Source organism: Agromyces luteolus (assembly GCF_009729855.1).
Lineage (GTDB): Bacteria > Actinomycetota > Actinomycetes > Actinomycetales > Microbacteriaceae > Agromyces > Agromyces luteolus.
The window spans coordinates 655,528-672,442 of record NZ_WODA01000025.1 but is presented as its reverse complement, the minus strand read 5'-3'; the positions used below and the strand labels follow the sequence as shown (position 1 = coordinate 672,442).

At 72.3% G+C, this 16,915-nt stretch carries 11 protein-coding genes and 1 tRNA gene; 9 read left to right on the top strand and 3 right to left on the bottom strand.

Going from position 1 to position 16,915, the window contains the following annotated elements:
- Positions 1-8 precede the first annotated feature (8 nt).
- Both nudC and GLX25_RS16760 read left to right on the top strand, forming a co-directional pair.
- A complete protein-coding gene (nudC, locus tag GLX25_RS16765) occupies positions 9-1,022 on the top strand; it encodes an NAD(+) diphosphatase (RefSeq protein WP_271192476.1) in 1,014 nt (337 codons plus the stop codon).
- Positions 1,019-2,857 (top strand): ATP-dependent helicase, encoded by a 1,839-nt coding sequence (locus GLX25_RS16760; RefSeq protein WP_155843925.1) that lies wholly within the window; start codon positions 1,019-1,021, stop codon positions 2,855-2,857. The genes nudC and GLX25_RS16760 overlap by 4 nt, the downstream gene beginning before the upstream one ends.
- Before the next feature lie 803 nt (positions 2,858-3,660).
- On the opposite strand, the gene GLX25_RS16755 is transcribed toward GLX25_RS16760, so the two are convergent.
- Positions 3,661-5,037, bottom strand: a complete 1,377-nt coding sequence (locus tag GLX25_RS16755; protein ID WP_155843924.1) for a zinc-dependent metalloprotease — start codon at positions 5,035-5,037, stop codon at positions 3,661-3,663.
- A 201-nt stretch (positions 5,038-5,238) separates the two neighbouring features.
- Between GLX25_RS16755 and GLX25_RS16750 the strand changes: the two genes are divergently transcribed.
- The 4 genes from GLX25_RS16750 (at position 5,239) to GLX25_RS16735 (ending at position 10,616) form a co-directional block, all read left to right on the top strand.
- Complete coding sequence (locus tag GLX25_RS16750) at positions 5,239-6,381, top strand: YlbL family protein (RefSeq protein WP_155843673.1); 1,143 nt, start codon at positions 5,239-5,241, stop codon at positions 6,379-6,381.
- A 145-nt stretch (positions 6,382-6,526) separates the two neighbouring features.
- The gene (locus GLX25_RS16745; protein ID WP_155843671.1) at positions 6,527-9,490 is read left to right on the top strand and encodes a UPF0182 family membrane protein; all 2,964 of its coding nucleotides are present in this window, start codon (positions 6,527-6,529) and stop codon (positions 9,488-9,490) included.
- Positions 9,490-10,359 (top strand): class I SAM-dependent methyltransferase, encoded by an 870-nt coding sequence (locus GLX25_RS16740; protein WP_155843670.1) that lies wholly within the window; start codon positions 9,490-9,492, stop codon positions 10,357-10,359. Before GLX25_RS16745 ends, GLX25_RS16740 begins: the two co-directional genes overlap by 1 nt.
- Before the next feature lie 180 nt (positions 10,360-10,539).
- Positions 10,540-10,616 (top strand) — tRNA-Met (locus GLX25_RS16735).
- Between the two features lie 64 nt (positions 10,617-10,680).
- Here GLX25_RS16735 and GLX25_RS16730 read toward each other — a convergent pair.
- Both GLX25_RS16730 and GLX25_RS16725 read right to left on the bottom strand, forming a co-directional pair.
- On the bottom strand, positions 10,681-10,959 hold the full coding sequence (locus GLX25_RS16730) for a hypothetical protein (protein WP_155843668.1): 279 nt from the start codon (positions 10,957-10,959) through the stop codon (positions 10,681-10,683).
- 89 nt (positions 10,960-11,048) lie between these two features.
- Positions 11,049-13,157: a M6 family metallopeptidase gene (locus tag GLX25_RS16725; protein WP_155843666.1), complete on the bottom strand. Its 2,109-nt coding sequence runs from the start codon at positions 13,155-13,157 to the stop codon at positions 11,049-11,051.
- 278 nt (positions 13,158-13,435) lie between these two features.
- Here GLX25_RS16725 and GLX25_RS16720 point away from each other — a divergent pair, with 278 nt between their 5' ends.
- Genes GLX25_RS16720 through GLX25_RS16710 form a run of 3 tightly spaced genes read left to right on the top strand, consistent with a single transcriptional unit; the run spans position 13,436 to position 16,891 of the window.
- Complete coding sequence (locus GLX25_RS16720; protein ID WP_155843664.1) at positions 13,436-14,158, top strand: DUF4396 domain-containing protein; 723 nt, start codon at positions 13,436-13,438, stop codon at positions 14,156-14,158.
- On the top strand, positions 14,155-16,035 hold the full coding sequence (locus GLX25_RS16715) for a KUP/HAK/KT family potassium transporter (protein WP_166548933.1): 1,881 nt from the start codon (positions 14,155-14,157) through the stop codon (positions 16,033-16,035). The genes GLX25_RS16720 and GLX25_RS16715 overlap by 4 nt, the downstream gene beginning before the upstream one ends.
- Before the next feature lie 28 nt (positions 16,036-16,063).
- Positions 16,064-16,891, top strand: a complete 828-nt coding sequence (locus GLX25_RS16710) for a carbon-nitrogen hydrolase family protein (RefSeq protein WP_155843660.1) — start codon at positions 16,064-16,066, stop codon at positions 16,889-16,891.
- Positions 16,892-16,915 lie beyond the last annotated feature (24 nt).

Below are 16,915 nucleotides of genomic sequence, written 5' to 3'. Positions count from 1 at the left end.
GTGCACCAGTGCTCCACCCCGACGCGCCGAATCCCGCCGACGTCGCGCACCCCGTCACCACCCCGCCGCTCGCTCGCGAGCACCTCGATCGCGACGCCGTGTCGCGCACCGCGACGGGTCGCGCCGACGCGTTCGACGCCGACCCGGACGCCCGGGTGCTCGCGGTGCACGCCGGCCGCGTGCTCGTCGTCGAGCCGGCGTCGGTCGACGATGCGCCGGGCCTCGGCCTGCGGCATCCGTCGACCCTGGCCGAGCCCGACGTGCGCTGCTACCTGGGGCGCACGCTCGATGCGGGGGCGGATGCCGCGGACGGCGCGCTGCCCGCCGGAAGCCCGATCGAGGCGTGGACCTACGACGCCGACGCCGCGGCCGCGATCGCCGACGAGCCGCGATGGGTCGGGCTCCGCGGCATCGCGACCTCCCTCGACGACCGCGACGCGGGCCTCGCGATCGAGGCGGTGGCGCTCGCGAACTGGCACGCGACCCATGCGTTCTGCCCCGGCTGCGGCAGCCCGACCGAGGTCGTGACCTCGGGCTGGGCGCGACGCTGCCTGGCCGAGGACCGCCTGCGCTTCCCGCGCACCGACCCGGCCGTGATCGTGCTCGTCACCGACGACGAGGACCGCGTGCTGCTCGGCTCCAACGCGATGTGGGAGCAGGACCGCTTCTCGGTGCTCGCGGGCTTCGTCGAGCCCGGCGAGTCGCTCGAGGCGGCGGTCGTGCGCGAGATCGGCGAGGAGGCCGGCCTCGCGGTCGACCGCGTCGAGTACCTCGGATCGCAGCCCTGGCCGTTCCCGGCGAGCCTGATGTGCGCGTTCCGCGCGCGCGTCGCGCACGGTGCGGCGACCACGGTCGTGCCCGACGGCGAGGAGATCCTCGAGCTGCGCTGGTTCGACCGCGACGGGCTCCGCGACGCGCTCGGCCGCGTCGCGCTGCCGGGTGAGACCTCGATCGCCCGCTGGATGCTCGAGGAGTGGTACGGGGGGCCGCTCGCCTCGTCGATGCCGTGGTCGACCTCATGACGGGCGACCCGCTCCTCACCGCCCTCGACGACGAGCAGCGCGTCGCCGCCGAGGCGCTCATCGGGCCGGTCTGCGTCCTGGCCGGCGCCGGCACGGGCAAGACCCGGGCGATCACGCACCGCATCGCCTACGGCGTGGCATCCGGCTCGTACGATCCCGCCCGGGTCATGGCGCTGACCTTCACCTCGCGGGCGGCCGCCGAGCTCCGCACGAGGCTGCGCGCGCTCGGAGCGGGGACGGTCGCCGCGCGCACCTTCCACGCGGCCGCGCTCGCCCAGCTGAACCACTTCTGGCCCATCGTCGTCGGCGGCCCAGCGCCCCGCGTGCTCGAGTTCAAGGGGCGGCTGCTCGGGCTCGCCGCCGAGCGGTCCCGGGTGAAGGTCGACACCGCGACGCTGCGCGACGTCGCCGCCGAGATCGAGTGGCGCAAGGTCGGCCTCGTCGGCATGGACGACTACCGCGTCCGGCTCGCGTCCCGCGGCGCGCCCGGCACGCTGACGGCGGAGCAGATGCTCGCGCTCCTCGAGGCGTACGAGGAGCTGAAGGACGAGCGCCGGGCGATGGACTTCGAGGACGTGCTGCTCGCCACCGCGGGCATGATCGAGTCCGAACCGGTCGTGGCGCTCCAGGTGCGCGAGGCCTACCGGCACTTCGTGGTCGACGAGTACCAGGACGTCTCCCCGGCGCAGCAGCACCTGCTCGAGCTCTGGCTGGGCGGGCGGCGCGACGTGTGCGTGGTCGGCGACGCGAGCCAGACCATCTACTCGTTCGCGGGCGCGAGCGCCGAGTTCCTCCTCGGCTTCGAACGGCACTACCCGGATGCCACGATCGTGCGGCTGGAGCGCAACTACCGGTCGACCCCCGAGATCGTCGAGGTCGCGAACCGGCTCATGCGCGGCCGGCCCGGTGCGCTCCGCCTCGCGGCGGCCGCGCCGGACGCCGGCGACCCGGCGACATCCGTTCCTGACGCTGCGGAGTCCGCGCTCGCGACCGCGCCTGGGGCCGGGCCTGCGGCCGCGCTGGCGGCGGAGCGCGTCCCGCACGGCCCGCGGCCCGAGGTGGTCGAGTTCCCCGACGAGCTCGCCGAGGCGCGCGGGGTCGCCACGCGCGTGCGGCAGCGCATCGACGCGGGGGTCGCGCCCGAGTCGATCGCCGTGCTGCTGCGCGTGAACTCGCAGTCCGCCCTCTTCGAGCAGGCGCTCGGCGACGTCGGCGTGTCGGTGCGGGTGCGCGGGGCGCAGCGCTTCTTCGACCGCCCCGAGGTGCGCGAGGCGGTGCACGCGATCCGGGCCGCCGCGCTCGCGATCGCCGACGAGCCGCTGTTCAAGTCGGTGAGCGACGTGCTGCGCTCGCTCGGCTGGACGCTCGAGCCGCCGGCCGGGCCCGGCGCGGTGCGCGACCGATGGGAATCGCTCAACGCCATCGCCCGGCTCGTGGACGACCAACCGGCCGGCACGACGTTCCGCACGTTCGCCGACGACCTCCGCACGCGCGCCGAGACCCACCACGAGCCGGCGGTCGCGGCCGTCACGATCGCGACCCTGCACTCGGCGAAGGGCCTCGAATGGGACGAGGTCCACCTGCCCGGCCTCGCCGAGGGCATGCTGCCCATCGCCTACGCGACCGGGTTCGAGGCCATCGACGAGGAGCGGCGACTGCTCTACGTGGGAATCACGCGGGCACGGCGACGGCTGTCGTTGAGCTTCTCGCGCTGGTCGTCCGGGCGGCGAGCGGAACGGGAGCCGTCGCGCTTCCTCCGGGAGCTCGACATCCGCACTCCGGGTGCATCGCGACCGGCGTCGGCCGCCGGGTCGCCGGCGCGGGCGCGTCGCTGACGACGACCGTCGCCGAGTCGAGCGCCGAGCCGCCCGTGCGCAGCAGGTCGTCGACGACGGATGCCGCGAGCGCGAGCGCCTCGTGCCTGGCGCGGCCCCGGTGCGGGGGTGGCGGTGCGACCGCGAGCTGGGCCGAGATCGCGGGCCACGCGGCATCCGCGTCGCGTCGCGCCAGGTGCACGCAGCGCACGCAGGGCCCGGAGCCCGGCCGGACGAACGGGCCGACCTCGGCGCCGCGTTCGTCGAACACGACGACGAGGTGCGGCACGTCGGCGGCGAGCCATGGCAGGTGGGTCGCCGGCGGCACGACGCGTTCGGCGACGAGCACCGCGGCCTCCGTCGTCGCGGGGTCGGCGTCGGCCGCGGCCACCGGACGATGCCCGAGCCGGAGGAGGGCGGTGCCGAGGTCGTCGACGAGCGCGGCCGGCCCGGAGAGGGCGACGACCCCGGACGTCGTCGGGTGCGGTCCGTCGAGGCACGCGGGCGCGAGTCGGTCGAGCAGTGCGTCGATCCGCTCGGGGTCGCCGTCGAGCGCGGCGCCGATGGTGTGCAGCGTCGACCGCGAGGCTCCGGCCGCGAGCGCGGCGAGGAGGCCGGTCTCGAGGCTGCCGGGGTCCTCCAGCAGGGCGACCGGGCGGACGCCGCCGAGCTGCAGCGTGCTCGGCGAGCGCCACACGAGGGGGAGGGCCGGGTCGAGTCGGGGCGTCATGCGGGAAGCATGCCGCAGGGGTCGACGGCGCGTCAGCGTGCGTCCACAGGTGCGACCCCGGGACCGGTCCGGCCCGACGCGGGGAACCCGCCCGTCAGGCCGGGCGCGGCCCGCCCTCGGGCGCCTCGCCTGGGTTGTCGTCGCCCGTGTCGTCGCCCGTGCCGTCGTCGCCGGCGGCATCCGCGGGCGGGAACTCGCCGCGCAGCAGGGCCTCGAGCGCCTCGTCGAACTCCGCGTCGGCGTCGCCGCCCGCCTCGCCGCCCGACGCGAGCCGCGCCGCGAGCGGCGCCGGGTCGTCGAGGTCGGCCGCGGTCGGCAGGAGGTCGGGGTGCGCCCACAGCGCGTCGCGTCCGCCGATGCCGACCGCGTCGGTGACCGCGCGCCACATGGCGGCGGCGTCGCGGAGGCGGCGGGGGCGGAGCTCGAGGCCGACGAGCGTCGCGAGCGCCGACTCGGCCGGCCCGCCGGTCGCCCGCCGGCGACGGATGGTCTCGGCGACGGCGTCGGACTTCGGCAGGCGGGACGTGGCATCCGCCGTGACGACGTCGACCCAGCCCTCGACGAGCGCGAGCATCGTCTCGAGGCGGCCGAGCGCCGCCTCCTGCTCCGGGCTCTTCGGCCGCAGCAGGGCGCCGTTCGCGACCGCGTCGCGCAGCTCGTCGGTGTTCGAAGGGTCGAAGCCCTCCGCGAGCTGCTCGAGGCGCTCGACGTCGACGTCGATGCCGCGCGCGAACGCGGTGATCGCGGTGATGAGGTGCAGGCGCAGCCACCGCGCGTGGCGGAACAGCCGCGCGTGCGCGAGCTCGCGCACCGCGAGGTAGAGCTCGACCTGGTCGGTCGGGATGTCGAGGCCCTCGCCGAACTCGACGACGTTCTCGGGCAGGAGGGCGGCCCGGCCGTCCTCCAGCAGGGGGAGCCCGACGTCGCCGCCGGATACCACCTCGGTCGAGAGCTGGCCGACGACCTGGCCGAGCTGCATCGCGAACATCGCGCCGCCGATGCCCCGCATCATCCGGCTCGCGCCCTGCACCATCGAGCGCAGCTCCTCGGGCGCCTGCTCGCTCATCACGCGCGTCAGCGAGTCGGCGATGCTCGTCGCGACCGGTTCGGCGAGCTGCGTCCAGATCGGCATGGTCGCCGCCGCCCACGAGCGCCGGGTGAGGAGCTCGGGCGTGCCCGGCAGGGCCGAGACCTCGACGGCCTCGTCGAGCCAGAGCGCGGCCAGGTCGAAGGCGCGGTCGAGTCGCTCCGTCTCGGCGGCGGCGATCTGGCGCTGACCGGTCGAGGCGCGCTGCTCGGCCTGGCGGAGCGCGAGCGACCAGTCGATGCCTTCCTCCTCGGAGCGCTGCATGGCCTGCTGGAGCTGGCTGAAGAGCGCCGCGATGCTCGCGGGATCGTTCGGCAGTCCGGCCGCACCGGCGAGCTTCGACGGGTCGATGCCGCCCGAACCGGACAGCAGCTCGCGCAGCATGTCGCGGAACTCGTCCTCGGGGTCGCGGTCGGGCTCCTGGTCGCGTTCGGCCACTCGGGCCACCTCCCTCGCTTCGCGCTCAACGCTACCGCCGGTCATCTGCGTCCTCGCCGGGAAATGGCCTAGGCTGACCCCTCGGGTGTCCGCCCGTCGCGAACAGCGCCGGGATCCCCCGCGGGCGCTCGGGAAGGACCACGGCGGATGACGCTCTTCGGCGGCCCTGGCGACGACCGGTCGGCGCCCGATCCGACGTCCGAACGCGTCGCCGTCGCGCGGCGCTCTCGTCGCGAGCGGATCGGCTGGACGGCGGTGGCGATCGCCGCGGTCGTCGGCCTCGGCTTCGCGCTGCTGCCCAGCCCGTACGTCATCCAGCAGGCGGGCCCGGTGTACGACACGCTCGGCACGACCGAGGTCGACGACGAGGAGGTCCCGCTGATCGAGGTCCCCGACGAGGAGACCTTCCCGACCGACGGCTCGCTCGACCTGCTCACGGTGTCGGTGATCGGGCGCCCCGGTGCGACCCCGGGGTGGCTCGACGTCGCCGCGGCCTGGGTCGACCCGCGCCGCGCCGTCCTGCCGGTCGAGGTGATCTACCCGCCCGGGATCAGCACCGAGGACCGCGACGCGGCGAACGAGGCGCAGATGGTCGACTCCCAGCAGGACGCCATCGCCGCGGCGCTCGTCGAGCTCGGCTACGACTTCCCGCGCGACGTCGTCGTGCAGGGCGTCGGCGAGGGGACCCCGGCCGAGGGCGTGATCGAGGAGGGCGACGTCATCCGCTCGGTCGACGGGGCGGAGGTGAACTCGGTCGACGAACTGCGCACGGCGCTCGGGGAGCACGGGACCGAGTCGCCCGCCGCGATCGGGATCGTCCGCGACGGCGAGGACCTCGAGGTCGAGGCGACCCCGGCCGACAACGGCGGCAACGCCGTGCTCGGCGTCGGCGTGCGCATGCGGTACGAGTTCCCCGTCGACGTCGAGATCCAGCTGAACGACGTCGGCGGTCCGAGCGCCGGGCTCATGTTCGCGCTCGGCATCGTCGACACGCTGACGCCGGGCGCGATGACCGGCGGGGAGAACGTGGCGGGGACCGGGACCATCGACTCCGACGGGACCGTCGGCCCCATCGGCGGCATCCGCCAGAAGCTCTGGGGCGCGCTCGACGCGGGCTCCCCGTGGTTCCTCGCACCCGAGTCCAACTGCGAGGAGGTCGTCGGGAACGTGCCCGACGGGCTCGAGGTCTTCGCGGTCGGCACGCTCGAGGAGGCCCGGGACATCGTCGAGACGGTCGGCGAGGGCGGGGACACGTCCGCCTTCCGGAGCTGCGACGCCGTCGTCGGCTGACCCCTCGCCGCGAGGCATCCGCCGGTCGTCGACGACGGATGCCGCGGGCCCGCGTTCGCCCGGAGCGGAGCCGCGCGGCCCGCCCCGCCAGCCCTTTCCAAGAAAGCCGACCGTAGGATGGGAATCCGATCCCGTCCCGACCCGAATGAGGCCGAGAGTGTCCACAGCACAGTCGCAGGAACCGAGGACGACGCGCCGCCGCGCGCCGATCGCGATCACGATCGGCATCGTCGGCGCCCTCGTCATCGCGTTCTTCGTGTTCGCCGGTATCTACGCGGACATCCGCTGGTACGACCAGCTCGGGTTCCTCGAGGTGCTGACGACCGAGTGGATCACGCGGATAGTGCTCTTCCTCATCGGCTTCGTCGCGATGGCCGTGCCGGTGTGGCTCTCCATCCAGATCGCCTATCGGACCCGTCCGGTGTACGCGAAGCTCAATTCGCAACTGGATCGTTATCAGGAGATCTTCGAGCCGCTCCGGCGCCTCGCGATGTACGGCATCCCGGCCGTCCTCGGCATCTTCGCCGGCGTCTCGACGGCGAGCCGCTGGGACTCGGTGCTCGCCTTCCTGAACCGCACGCCGTTCGGCTCGGTCGACCCGCAGTTCCAGTTCGACATCGGCTTCTACGTCTTCGAGCTGCCCTTCTACCGGTCGATCGTGGGCTTCGCGTCGGCGGTCGTCCTGCTCTCGGGCCTGCTCGTCATCGCGACGAACTACCTCTACGGGGCGATCCGCGTGAGCGGCCGCGAGGTCGTCATCTCGAAGGCCGCGCGCATCCAGATCGCGGTCACCGCCGGTCTCTACCTGCTGCTGCAGGCCGTGAGCATCTGGTTCGACCAGTACGCGACCGTGACCGAGACCGGTTCGCTCATCACCGGTGCCTCCTACACCGACGTGTTCGCGACGATCCCCGGTCGCCAGATCCTCTCGGTCATCGCCGCCGTCGTGGCCGTGCTCTTCTTCATCACCGCGATCCTCGGCCGGTGGCGACTGCCGCTCGTCGGCGCGGTGCTCCTGATCGTCTCGAGCCTGCTCATCGGCTCGCTCTACCCGTGGGTCGTGCAGCGCTTCCAGGTCGACCCGAGCGCGCGAGCGCTTGAGGCGCCGTACATCGACCGGAACATCGACGAGACGCGCGACGCGTTCGGCGTCGCCGACATCGAGGAGATCCCGTACGAGGCGGAGACCGATGCCGAGCCCGGCGCCCTGCGCTCCGACGCGGCGACCACCGCGAGCATCCGCCTCATGGACCCGGCGGTCATCAGCCCGGCGTTCCGCCAGCTCGAGCAGTTCCGCCAGTACTACCAGTTCCCCGAGATGCTCGACGTCGACCGCTACGAGATCGACGGGCAGTCGCAGGACACGGTCGTCGCGATCCGCGACCTCAACCTCGAGGGCCTGAACGACGCGCAGACGTGGTTCAACTCGCACCTCGTCTACACGCACGGCTACGGCCTGGTCGCGGCCGCCGGCAACCAGCGTTCGAGCGACGGCCAGCCGGTCTTCCTCGAATCGGGGATCCCGTCGAGCGGCACGCTTCCGGAGTTCGAACCGCGCGTCTACTTCGGCGAGAACTCGCCCGAGTACTCGATCGTCGGCGCCCCCGAGGGCACGGCGCCCATCGAGCTCGACTACCCGGCGGGCGGTGAGGGCGAGCCGCAGCAGACGACCTTCACCGGCGACGGCGGCCCCGTGCTCGACAACGTGTTCACGAAGCTCGTCTACGCGCTGAAGTTCCAGTCCGAGCAGATCTTCCTCTCCGACCAGGTCTCGAACGAGTCGCAGATCCTCTACGACCGCAACCCGATCGAGCGCGTCCAGAAGGTCGCGCCCTACCTCACGCTCGACTCCGACACGTATCCGTCCATCGTCGACGGACGCGTCGTCTGGATCGTCGACGGCTACACGCTCTCCGACCAGTACCCGTACTCGAACAAGGTCAGCTACAGCGAGGCCATCTCCGACAGCGAGGCCGTGCAGCAGCCGCTCGCGTTCGACGAGGTCAACTACATCCGCAACTCCGTCAAGGCCACGGTCGACGCGTACGACGGCACCGTGACGCTCTACGCCTGGGACGACGAGGACCCGATCCTGCAGACGTGGCAGAAGGTCTTCCCCAGCACGATCAAGGACATGAGCGAGATGTCCGGCGAGCTCATGAGCCACGTGCGCTACCCGGCCGACCTGTTCAAGATGCAGCGGGCCGTGCTCGGGCGCTACCACGTGACCGACCCGGTGACCTTCTACTCGCGCGAGGACGCGTGGACGACGCCGCTCGACCCGACGCAGAGCGCGGCGACCTCGTTCCTGCAGCCGCCGTACTACCTGACCATGCAGATGCCCGGCCAGGAGGCGCCGACCTACTCGATCTACTCGACGTTCATCCCCGAGGCGCGCGGCAGCGCGAGCCGCAACGTGCTGCGCGGGTACCTCGCGGTCGACTCCGACGCGGGCTCGACCGAGGGCGAACGTGCAGAGGGCTACGGCAAGCTGAGGCTGCTCTCGCTGCCGGAGGACGACAACGTGCCCGGCCCCGGTCAGGTGCAGAACACCTTCAACTCCGACCCGACGGTGTCGCAGTCGCTGAACCTGCTGAAGCAGGGCCAGTCCGACGTGATCAACGGCAACCTGCTCACCGTGCCCGTCGGCGGCGGCCTGCTCTACGTGCAGCCCGTCTACGTTCAGTCGACCGGTGAGACGAGCTATCCGCTGCTGCAGAAGGTGCTCGTGGCGTTCGGCGACGAGATCGCCTTCCAGGACACGCTCGACGAGGCGCTGAACGTGCTGTTCGGCGGCGACTCCGGCGCGGCCGCGGGCGACGAGGAGGTCGAGCCGACCACGCCCGACGGCGGCGAGACGGGCGGCGAGGGCGAGGCGCCCCCGACGACCGAGGACACCGAGCTGCAGTCGCTGCTGAACCGTGCCCGACAGGCCATCGAGGACAAGCAGCAGGCGCTGCAGGACGGCGACTGGGTGGCCTACGGTGCGGCGGACGCCGAGCTCGCCGAGATCATCTCGGAGCTCATCGTCCTCGCCGAGGACGGGGCCAGCACGACGGAGACGCCGTCGACCGAGGCGCCGTCGACCGAGGAACCGTCGAACGGCTGATGTCGGTCGATCTCGGCTCGGGGGACTGGCTCGAGGAGAACCGCGCGAACTGGGACGAGCGCGTCGCGCTCCACGTGGCGTCGCCGTTCTACGACCGGACGCGCCTCCGAGCCGGCGGCAGCGTGCTCGACCCGATCGCGCAGGCGGGCATCGACCGGATGTTCCCCGACGGCCTCGGCGGCGTGCGCGTGCTGCACCTGCAGTGCCACTTCGGCTCCGACACGCTGTCGCTCGTCAACCTCGGGGCCGAGACGATCGGCATCGACTTCTCGCGTCCCGCGGTCGAGGAGGCGCGGCGGATGGCGGGCGAGCTCGGCGTCGCCGACCGAGCGCGCTTCATCGAGGCGAACGTCTACGACGCGCGCCACCGGCTGCCCGACCCCGAGTCGTTCGACCTGGTGTTCACCACCTGGGGCACGATCGGCTGGCTTCCGGATGTCGCGGAGTGGGCGCGCATCATCGCCTGGTTCCTGAAGCCCGGCGGCCGCCTGTTCTTCGCCGACGGCCACCCCTCGGCCTACGTGTTCGAGGGCGACGCCGGTCCCGGAGGGATGCCCGCGTTCGCCTACCCGTACGTGAGCACCGGTCCGGACATCATCGACGACCCGAGCGACTACGCCGACCCCGAGGCCCGGCTGGTGAACGCCCGGACCTGGGAGTGGATGCATCCGCTCGGCGAGGTCTTCGCCGCGCTGCGCGACGCCGGGCTCAGGGTCGACCACTTCGACGAGCACTACGAGCTGCCGTGGCGGATGTTCCCGATCACGGTGCCCAAGGGCGACGGCATGTTCGGCTGGCCCGACCGCCGGTGGCTGCCGCTCGGCTACGAGCTCGATGCCTCGCGGCCGGCGACCTCGGTGGTCGAGTAGGCGCGCAGCGCCGTATCGAGACCCGCTCTCCGGTGGTCGAGTAGGCGCGCAGCGCCGTATCGAGACCCCCGAGTCCGGCGGTCGAGTAGGCGCGCAGCGCCGTATCGAGACCCCGACCCGCCCGGGATGCGGCCTCGATTCGACCGCCCTCCGAACGCGTGCTAGTGTTATCTCTTGTGCCGCGGGGTGGAGCAGTTCGGTAGCTCGCTGGGCTCATAACCCAGAGGTCGTAGGTTCAAATCCTGCCCCCGCAACCAAATCGAGAGGCCCCGGTCCGACTGGATCGGGGCCTTTCGCATGTCCACGGCGCGTCGGCCAGCCTCACGCCTTGGACCGTTCGAGCGCCGCGACGAGGGCGTCGAGCTGCGGCTTCTCCGTCTCCTCGACGGTGAGTGCCATGAATGAGGCCATGGCGAGGAGGACCTCGTAGCGGCCGGGCCGACCGCGCTTGGCGGGCTTGTGGGTGACCCGGATCTCGCGATACGTCGAGATCGGGTTCCGCGCGGCCTCGTCCATGCCGTTGTGCCGGAACTTCGCGACCGTGGCGCCGTCGTACAGGAGCCGTTCGCCGTTGGCGCCCTTGACCTCGATGGTGTCCATAGCTCACCTTCTCAGATGCGCCGGCGAACGGGCAGGCCCCGGTCCGAGGGGACCGGGGCCTGCCGACGAGGTCGGGACGGCGGTCGGGGCTAGCCCTTCCGGCCGTTGCCGGTGTTCGTCACCGTGAGCTCGTACCCCGCGTCCAGCGTGTCGAGGTCGCCGGTGGGCAGGTTCGACACGAGGGTCGCGAAGTCGCGGTTCTTGCCCTTCGCGCACGACGTGTCGAGGCCGGCCATCGTGATGTCGTCGCCCTCGAGGCGGTAGACGTGGTTGCCGGCCTCGTCGACGATCTCGTACTCGGAGTCCTCACCGGGGGTGAGGTCGCAGCTCGCGACGACCTGGAGCGTCCAGTTGTTGTCCTGGAGCCCCGTCGTCTCGATCCACTCGCCGTCGGCCGACGAGAGCGTCGCGGCCTCGCCGTCGACCATGACGTCGTCCACGAACCATCCGGTGTCGAGGTAGGCGGCGTCGGTCGAGTAGCGGAAGCGCACGTCCGTCGTCCCCGCGGGCAGGTCGGCCGAGAGGTGCACGTACTCGGGGTCGTCGACGAAGTACTCGCCGCCCGACGTGCCAGTGAGGCCGTTGCCCTCGGTGTTGTTGCCGTGCGGGTCGTCGTCCGTCGTGACGACGGCGCCCGAGTCATCCGTCAACGGCACGGTCACCCACTCGCCGCCGACGAGCGCCTCGACGAACCCGTAGTCCCAGCCCTCCTCGATGAAGCTCCAGCTCCAGAAGTCGAGCGTCGAGGCCGCGCCATCCGCCACGTCGACGTCGAGGACGTTGTCGGCCTGGCTCTCGTAGCCGCCGTACCAGTGCGTGTCGCCGGTGTGCGGCGCGATCTGCGTGGTGTCATCGCCGTCGAGCGCGACCGTGACCTGCGGGCCCGGGTTCCGGAACCGCTCGATCTGGATGCCGAACGGGAGCGCCGTGTCGGCCTGGCCGTTCTTCCGGCGGTCCCACTTCGCCTCGGGCTGCGCGCCCTGGTTCGACCCGCGGCCGTCCCAGAACTGGTCGTCGGCGATGTCGATCGTCCAGCTCGTCGAGGCCGGGTCGCCGAAGTCGACGGCCTTGATGTCGAAGCGCTCCGAGTCCTCGTCGTCGAGGTAGACGGCCACGGCCCAGTCCTCGTAGAGCTCGGTGGCCGAGCGCAGGTCGCTCCCGGTCGCCGCGTTGAACTCGGCGATCGCGGCGTCGACGCCGGCCATGCCGTCGGCCTGGTTCTCGAAGACGAGCTTGATCAGCAGGTCGCCGCCGGCGCCGTCGTACTCGAGGTCGGGCTCGTACGTGCCGTCGCCGTTGCCGCCCGCCTGCTCCCAGAGGTACTGGAAGTAGGTGTAGGCGGCGCCGTAGTTCTCGAGGCCGCCCGCCCATCGGGTCAGGGAGGTCTCGGCGTAGAACACCTGGTGGTAGGTCAGGTGCGAGCCGCCCACGTCGTAGCCGTTGAGGAACACCGCGAAGTCGGCGAGGCCCTCGTCGACCCAGCTGAGCTCGCCCGGGTCGCTGTAGTTGTGCAGCAGGTGCTCGAGCTCGTGCGCGATGACGCCCTCGTAGAGGGTCGCCTGGTCGTTCGCCGGGTCGTCGTCGCGCCACTCCGAGTCATCCGGCCCGACGCGGTTCGCCCAGTCGTAGGCATCGATCACGATCGTGTTCATGCCGGCCGAGTCGATGAAATCGGGTGCGAAGTAGCCGGCCGTGTAGCTCGTGACGTCGCAGTCGTAGTACTGCTCGTCCTGCACGTTGTAGACCACCATGACGAGCGAGTCGCTCTCGGGCACCGCCGGGTCGGCGGCATCCATCGGGCCGAAGTGCTCCTCGTCGACCGCGACGATCTGGTTCGCGAGCTGGTCGCCCATGTAGTCGACCTGGGCCTGCGTGATCGTGTAGTCGGCGACGTCGGCGTCGGCGCACGGGACGAACTCGTCGTCCGGCGCGGTGTGGTCGAATGCCGGGTCGAGGCTGTCGACGCCGACCGGCGCGCTGCCGTCGAGCGGTGTGCCCGCGGGCACGTAGATGTAGACCGGGGTGCCGTCCGGGGTCGCGCCCGCGTAGACGCGCGTGAAGTCCTGGTCGTAGGTCCCGCCGGCGGCGCTGTCGTTGATCGGCAGCGTGATCGTCGGTTCGCCGGGGAGGTTCTCGTGGTCGTCGGCCGAGGCCGGCGCCGCCGTCGCCGCGAGGAAGCTCGCGGCGAGGGCCCCCACGGCGAGTGCGCCGAGGGAGCGTCGTGGTGCTCTGAGCACAGGGTTTCCCATCTGTCGTGGCCCCGATGCCCGGAAGAGCGGGGTTGCTGGCCCGTCGGCGCAGGGACCGATCGTGCGCGGCGGCCGTTCGGGTCGCGCGCCTGAACCCCACCAGTCCAACAGGCGCCGCGGATCGACGGGAGGCACTTGCCATCGCGGCCCGGATCGGCTTGACTACGCCTCCCCGATCGTCGGCGCGGCAGGCGCGGCCCGCGCGCGGGGGCCGTAGAGTGCGGCATATGCCCGCCGACGCGGCCACGTTCCCCGCCTGGGTGACGGCGATCGCCTGGACGTCGCTCGTCATCGGCTTCGCATGCGCCGCGTGGGTCTGGCTCGACGTGCGGCGTCGACCGCAGCGGATGTCGGTGATGAACGTCGTCTGGCCGGTGAACATGCTCTTCGGCGGCATCCTCTGGCTGCTGGTGTACCTGCGGATCGGGCGGTCCGCCCGTCGCGGGGACGACCGCCCGCCGCGCAGGCGCAGCATGCCGGAGGCCGTCGCCGTGAGCACGAACCACTGCGGCGCGGGGTGCACGCTCGGCGACATCGTGGGGGAGTTCCTGCTGGTGCTCGTGCCGGTGCTCGCCGTGCTCACGGGCTACGGCTGGCTCTTCCAGGAGCGCATCTTCGCCGTGTGGGTGTGGGACTTCGTGTTCGCCTTCGCGATCGGCATCGCCTTCCAGTACTTCGCCATCGTGCCGATGCGCGGACTGGGCTTCCGCGACGGGCTGAAGGCGGCCGTCACGGCGGATGCGGCATCCATCTCGGCCTGGCAGGTCGGCATGTACGGCACGATGGCGATCGCCCAGTTCCTGCTCGCTCCGCTCTGGTTCGGCGGGATGATCCCGGTGCTCACCCCGGAATTCTGGTTCGCCATGCAGGTCGCGATGATCGCGGGCTTCTGCACGAGCTACCCCGTGAACTGGCTGCTCATCCGCGCCGGGGTCAAGGAGCGGATGTGACCGCCACGCGACGGGCCGGCCAGGCGCCACCGGCGACGCCGACGGGCGCGGCGGCGATCGGCGCGCTCGGCGTCGTGTTCGGCGACATCGGGACCAGCCCCCTGTACGCGCTGAGCGCCGCGCTCGCGCCGGCCGGATCGATCGATTCCACGACCGTCTACGGCGTGACGTCGATGGTCGTGTGGTCGATCACGCTCGTGGTGACGGTGCTCTACGTCGGGGTCCTGATGCGCTTCGACAACGACGGAGAGGGCGGGCTGCTGGCCCTGCTCGCCCAACTCCGCCGCGCCCACCCGACGGCGACGGTGCGGACCCTGGCCACGGTCGTGGCGATCCTCGGCGCGGCGATGTTCCTCGGCGACAGCATGATCACCCCCGCGATCTCGGTGCTCTCCGCCGTCGAGGGGCTCACCACGTTCGACCCGGACCTCGGGGCGGTCGTCGTCCCGATCACGGTCGCGATCCTCGTGGGGCTCTTCGTCGTGCAGCGGTTCGGCGCGGCGCGCATCGGCCGGGTCTTCGGACCGATCATGCTCGCGTGGTTCGGGCTGCTGGCCGTGCTCGGGTTCGTCGCCATCGCGGGCCGGCCCGACGTGCTGGTGGCGCTCTCGCCGCACTGGATCGTGCTGCTCGTCGCCGAGCACCCGTGGACGGCCTTCCTCGCGCTCGGCGGCGTGGTGCTCGCGATCACGGGCGCGGAGGCGCTCTTCGCCGACATGGGGCACTTCGGCCGGAGGCCGGTGACGATCGCGTGGCTCGCGATCGTCTTCCCGTGCCTGCTGGTGGCCTACGTCGGCCAGGCGGCGGCGGTCCTCACCGCGGGTGCGGCCGGGCCGAACTCCTTCTTCCTCCTCGTGCCGGGGTGGGCGACCGTGCCGGTCGTGATCCTCGCGACCGTGGCGACGGTCATCGCGTCGCAGGCGGTGATCTCGGGCGCGTTCAGCGCGGTGCACCAGGCCGGGCGGCTCGACCTCATCCCGACCGTCCGCGTCGTCCACACCTCGGCGTCGCACCGCGGGCAGCTCTACCTCCCCGCGGTCAACCTGCTGCTCGCCGTGGCCGTCATCGGGCTCGTCGTGGGATTCCAGAGCTCGTCGGCGCTCGCGTCGGCCTACGGCATCGCGGTCACCGTGACCCTGAGCTCGACGACGACCCTGCTCCTGCTGCTGCTGCGAGCCCGGGGACGCCTGTCGGCGCTCCGCGCCATCGGGATCGTCGCGATCCTCGGCGTGCTGCTCGCCTTCCTCGCCGCGAACCTGACGAAGGTCGTGACCGGCGGCTGGGTGCCGCTCGGGGTCGGCGTGCTGCTCGTGGTGACCATGTGGACCTGGTGGCGCGGGTCGCGCCGGATGGCCATCGCCCGTCGGGCGGACGAGCCCCTGCTCGCCGGCCTCGTCGACCACCTCGCCGCCGCGCCGCGCGTCCCCGGGACCACGGTGTACCTGGCCCGGAGCAGCGACACCGCGCCGGTGGCGCTCACCACGATCCTCGAGCGCTACCGGGTGCTCTCCGAGCACGTGATCGTGCTGGCGATGCGCACGACGACCTCCCCGTTCGGGGTCGAGGTCGAGAGCCGGCCCCTGGTGCCGGGCGTGACCGTCGTCGAGGCCGGCTTCGGGTACCGCCAGCGGGTGCGGGTCTCCGATGCCCTGGCGATCGCGGCCGCGCGCACGGACGCCGGGTTCGCGCCGGAGCAGCTCGAGGACGCGACCTACGTGGTCTCGTCGGATTCGCCCGTGGCCGACGCGGACTCGGCCCTCCCGCGGTGGCAGCAGCGCCTCTTCATCGCGCTCGAGCGCGTCCACGGTTCAGCGGTCGACCTCGCGCAGCTGCCCGCCGCGCGCACGGTGATCGTCGGGCGCGAACTCCGCGTCTGAGGTCGGCGGGCCCGCCTAGGCTGGCGTCATGCAGACGGATGCCGCGCCCCTCGCCGTCGCGGTCGCGCAGTTCGCGCCCGGCGACGACCCCGACGCCAACCTCGCCGAGATCGAGCGGCTCGCGGAGCTCGCCGCGCGCCGCGGCGCGCGGCTGGTGGTGTTCCCCGAGTACTCCAGCTACTTCACGCCCGAGCCGGGCCCCGACTGGGCCGAGGCGGCGCAACCGCTCGACGGGCCGTTCACGATCGCGCTGTCGGCGCTCGCCGATCGGCTCGGCGTGCACCTCGTCGTGGGCATGATCGAGCGCCCGGCGGGCGAGGAGCGTCGCGTGGCGAACACGGTCGTCGCCGTCGCGCCGGCCGAGGGCGTCGTCGCCGCGTACCGCAAGCTGCACCTGTACGACGCGTTCGGCCAGCGCGAGAGCGAATGGGTCGCCCCGGGCGAGATCGGCGATCCCGAGACGTTCGCGGTCGGCGGCATCCGCTTCGGCCTGCAGACCTGCTACGACGCGCGCTTCCCCGAGGTGACGCGACGCATCGTCGACGCCGGCGCCGACGTGGTCTGCATGCCGGCCGAGTGGGTTCGCGGGCCGCTGAAGGAGGCGCACTGGCGCACGCTCACGACGGCGCGCGCGATCGAGAACACGGCCTACGTGCTCGCCGCCGACCACGCCCCGCCGATCGGGGCGGGCAACAGCATGATCGTCGACCCGATGGGCGTCGAGGTCGCCACGATCGGCGAGCAGACGGATGTCGCGCTCGCCTGGCTCTCGACGGAGCGCATCGCCGAGGTGCGAAGGCGCAATCCCGCGCTCGCGCTGAGACGGTTCACGGTCGTCGTGCGCGAGGACGGCTGAGCGCTCGTGGCCGCCGGGCTGGCG

Bases quoted from the DNA above. Each gene is read 5' to 3' on its own strand.
- GLX25_RS16760 (WP_155843925.1), top strand. From the start codon at position 1,019: ATGACGGGCGACCCGCTCCTCACCGCCCTCGACGACGAGCAGCGCGTC.
- GLX25_RS16755 (WP_155843924.1), bottom strand. From the start codon at position 5,037: ATGCTGCGCGAGCTGCTGTCCGGTTCGGGCGGCATCGACCCGTCGAAG.
- GLX25_RS16750 (WP_155843673.1), top strand. From the start codon at position 5,239: ATGACGCTCTTCGGCGGCCCTGGCGACGACCGGTCGGCGCCCGATCCG.
- GLX25_RS16745 (WP_155843671.1), top strand. From the start codon at position 6,527: ATGAGGCCGAGAGTGTCCACAGCACAGTCGCAGGAACCGAGGACGACG.
- GLX25_RS16740 (WP_155843670.1), top strand. From the start codon at position 9,490: ATGTCGGTCGATCTCGGCTCGGGGGACTGGCTCGAGGAGAACCGCGCG.
- GLX25_RS16730 (WP_155843668.1), bottom strand. From the start codon at position 10,959: ATGGACACCATCGAGGTCAAGGGCGCCAACGGCGAACGGCTCCTGTAC.
- GLX25_RS16720 (WP_155843664.1), top strand. From the start codon at position 13,436: ATGCCCGCCGACGCGGCCACGTTCCCCGCCTGGGTGACGGCGATCGCC.
- GLX25_RS16710 (WP_155843660.1), top strand. From the start codon at position 16,064: ATGCAGACGGATGCCGCGCCCCTCGCCGTCGCGGTCGCGCAGTTCGCG.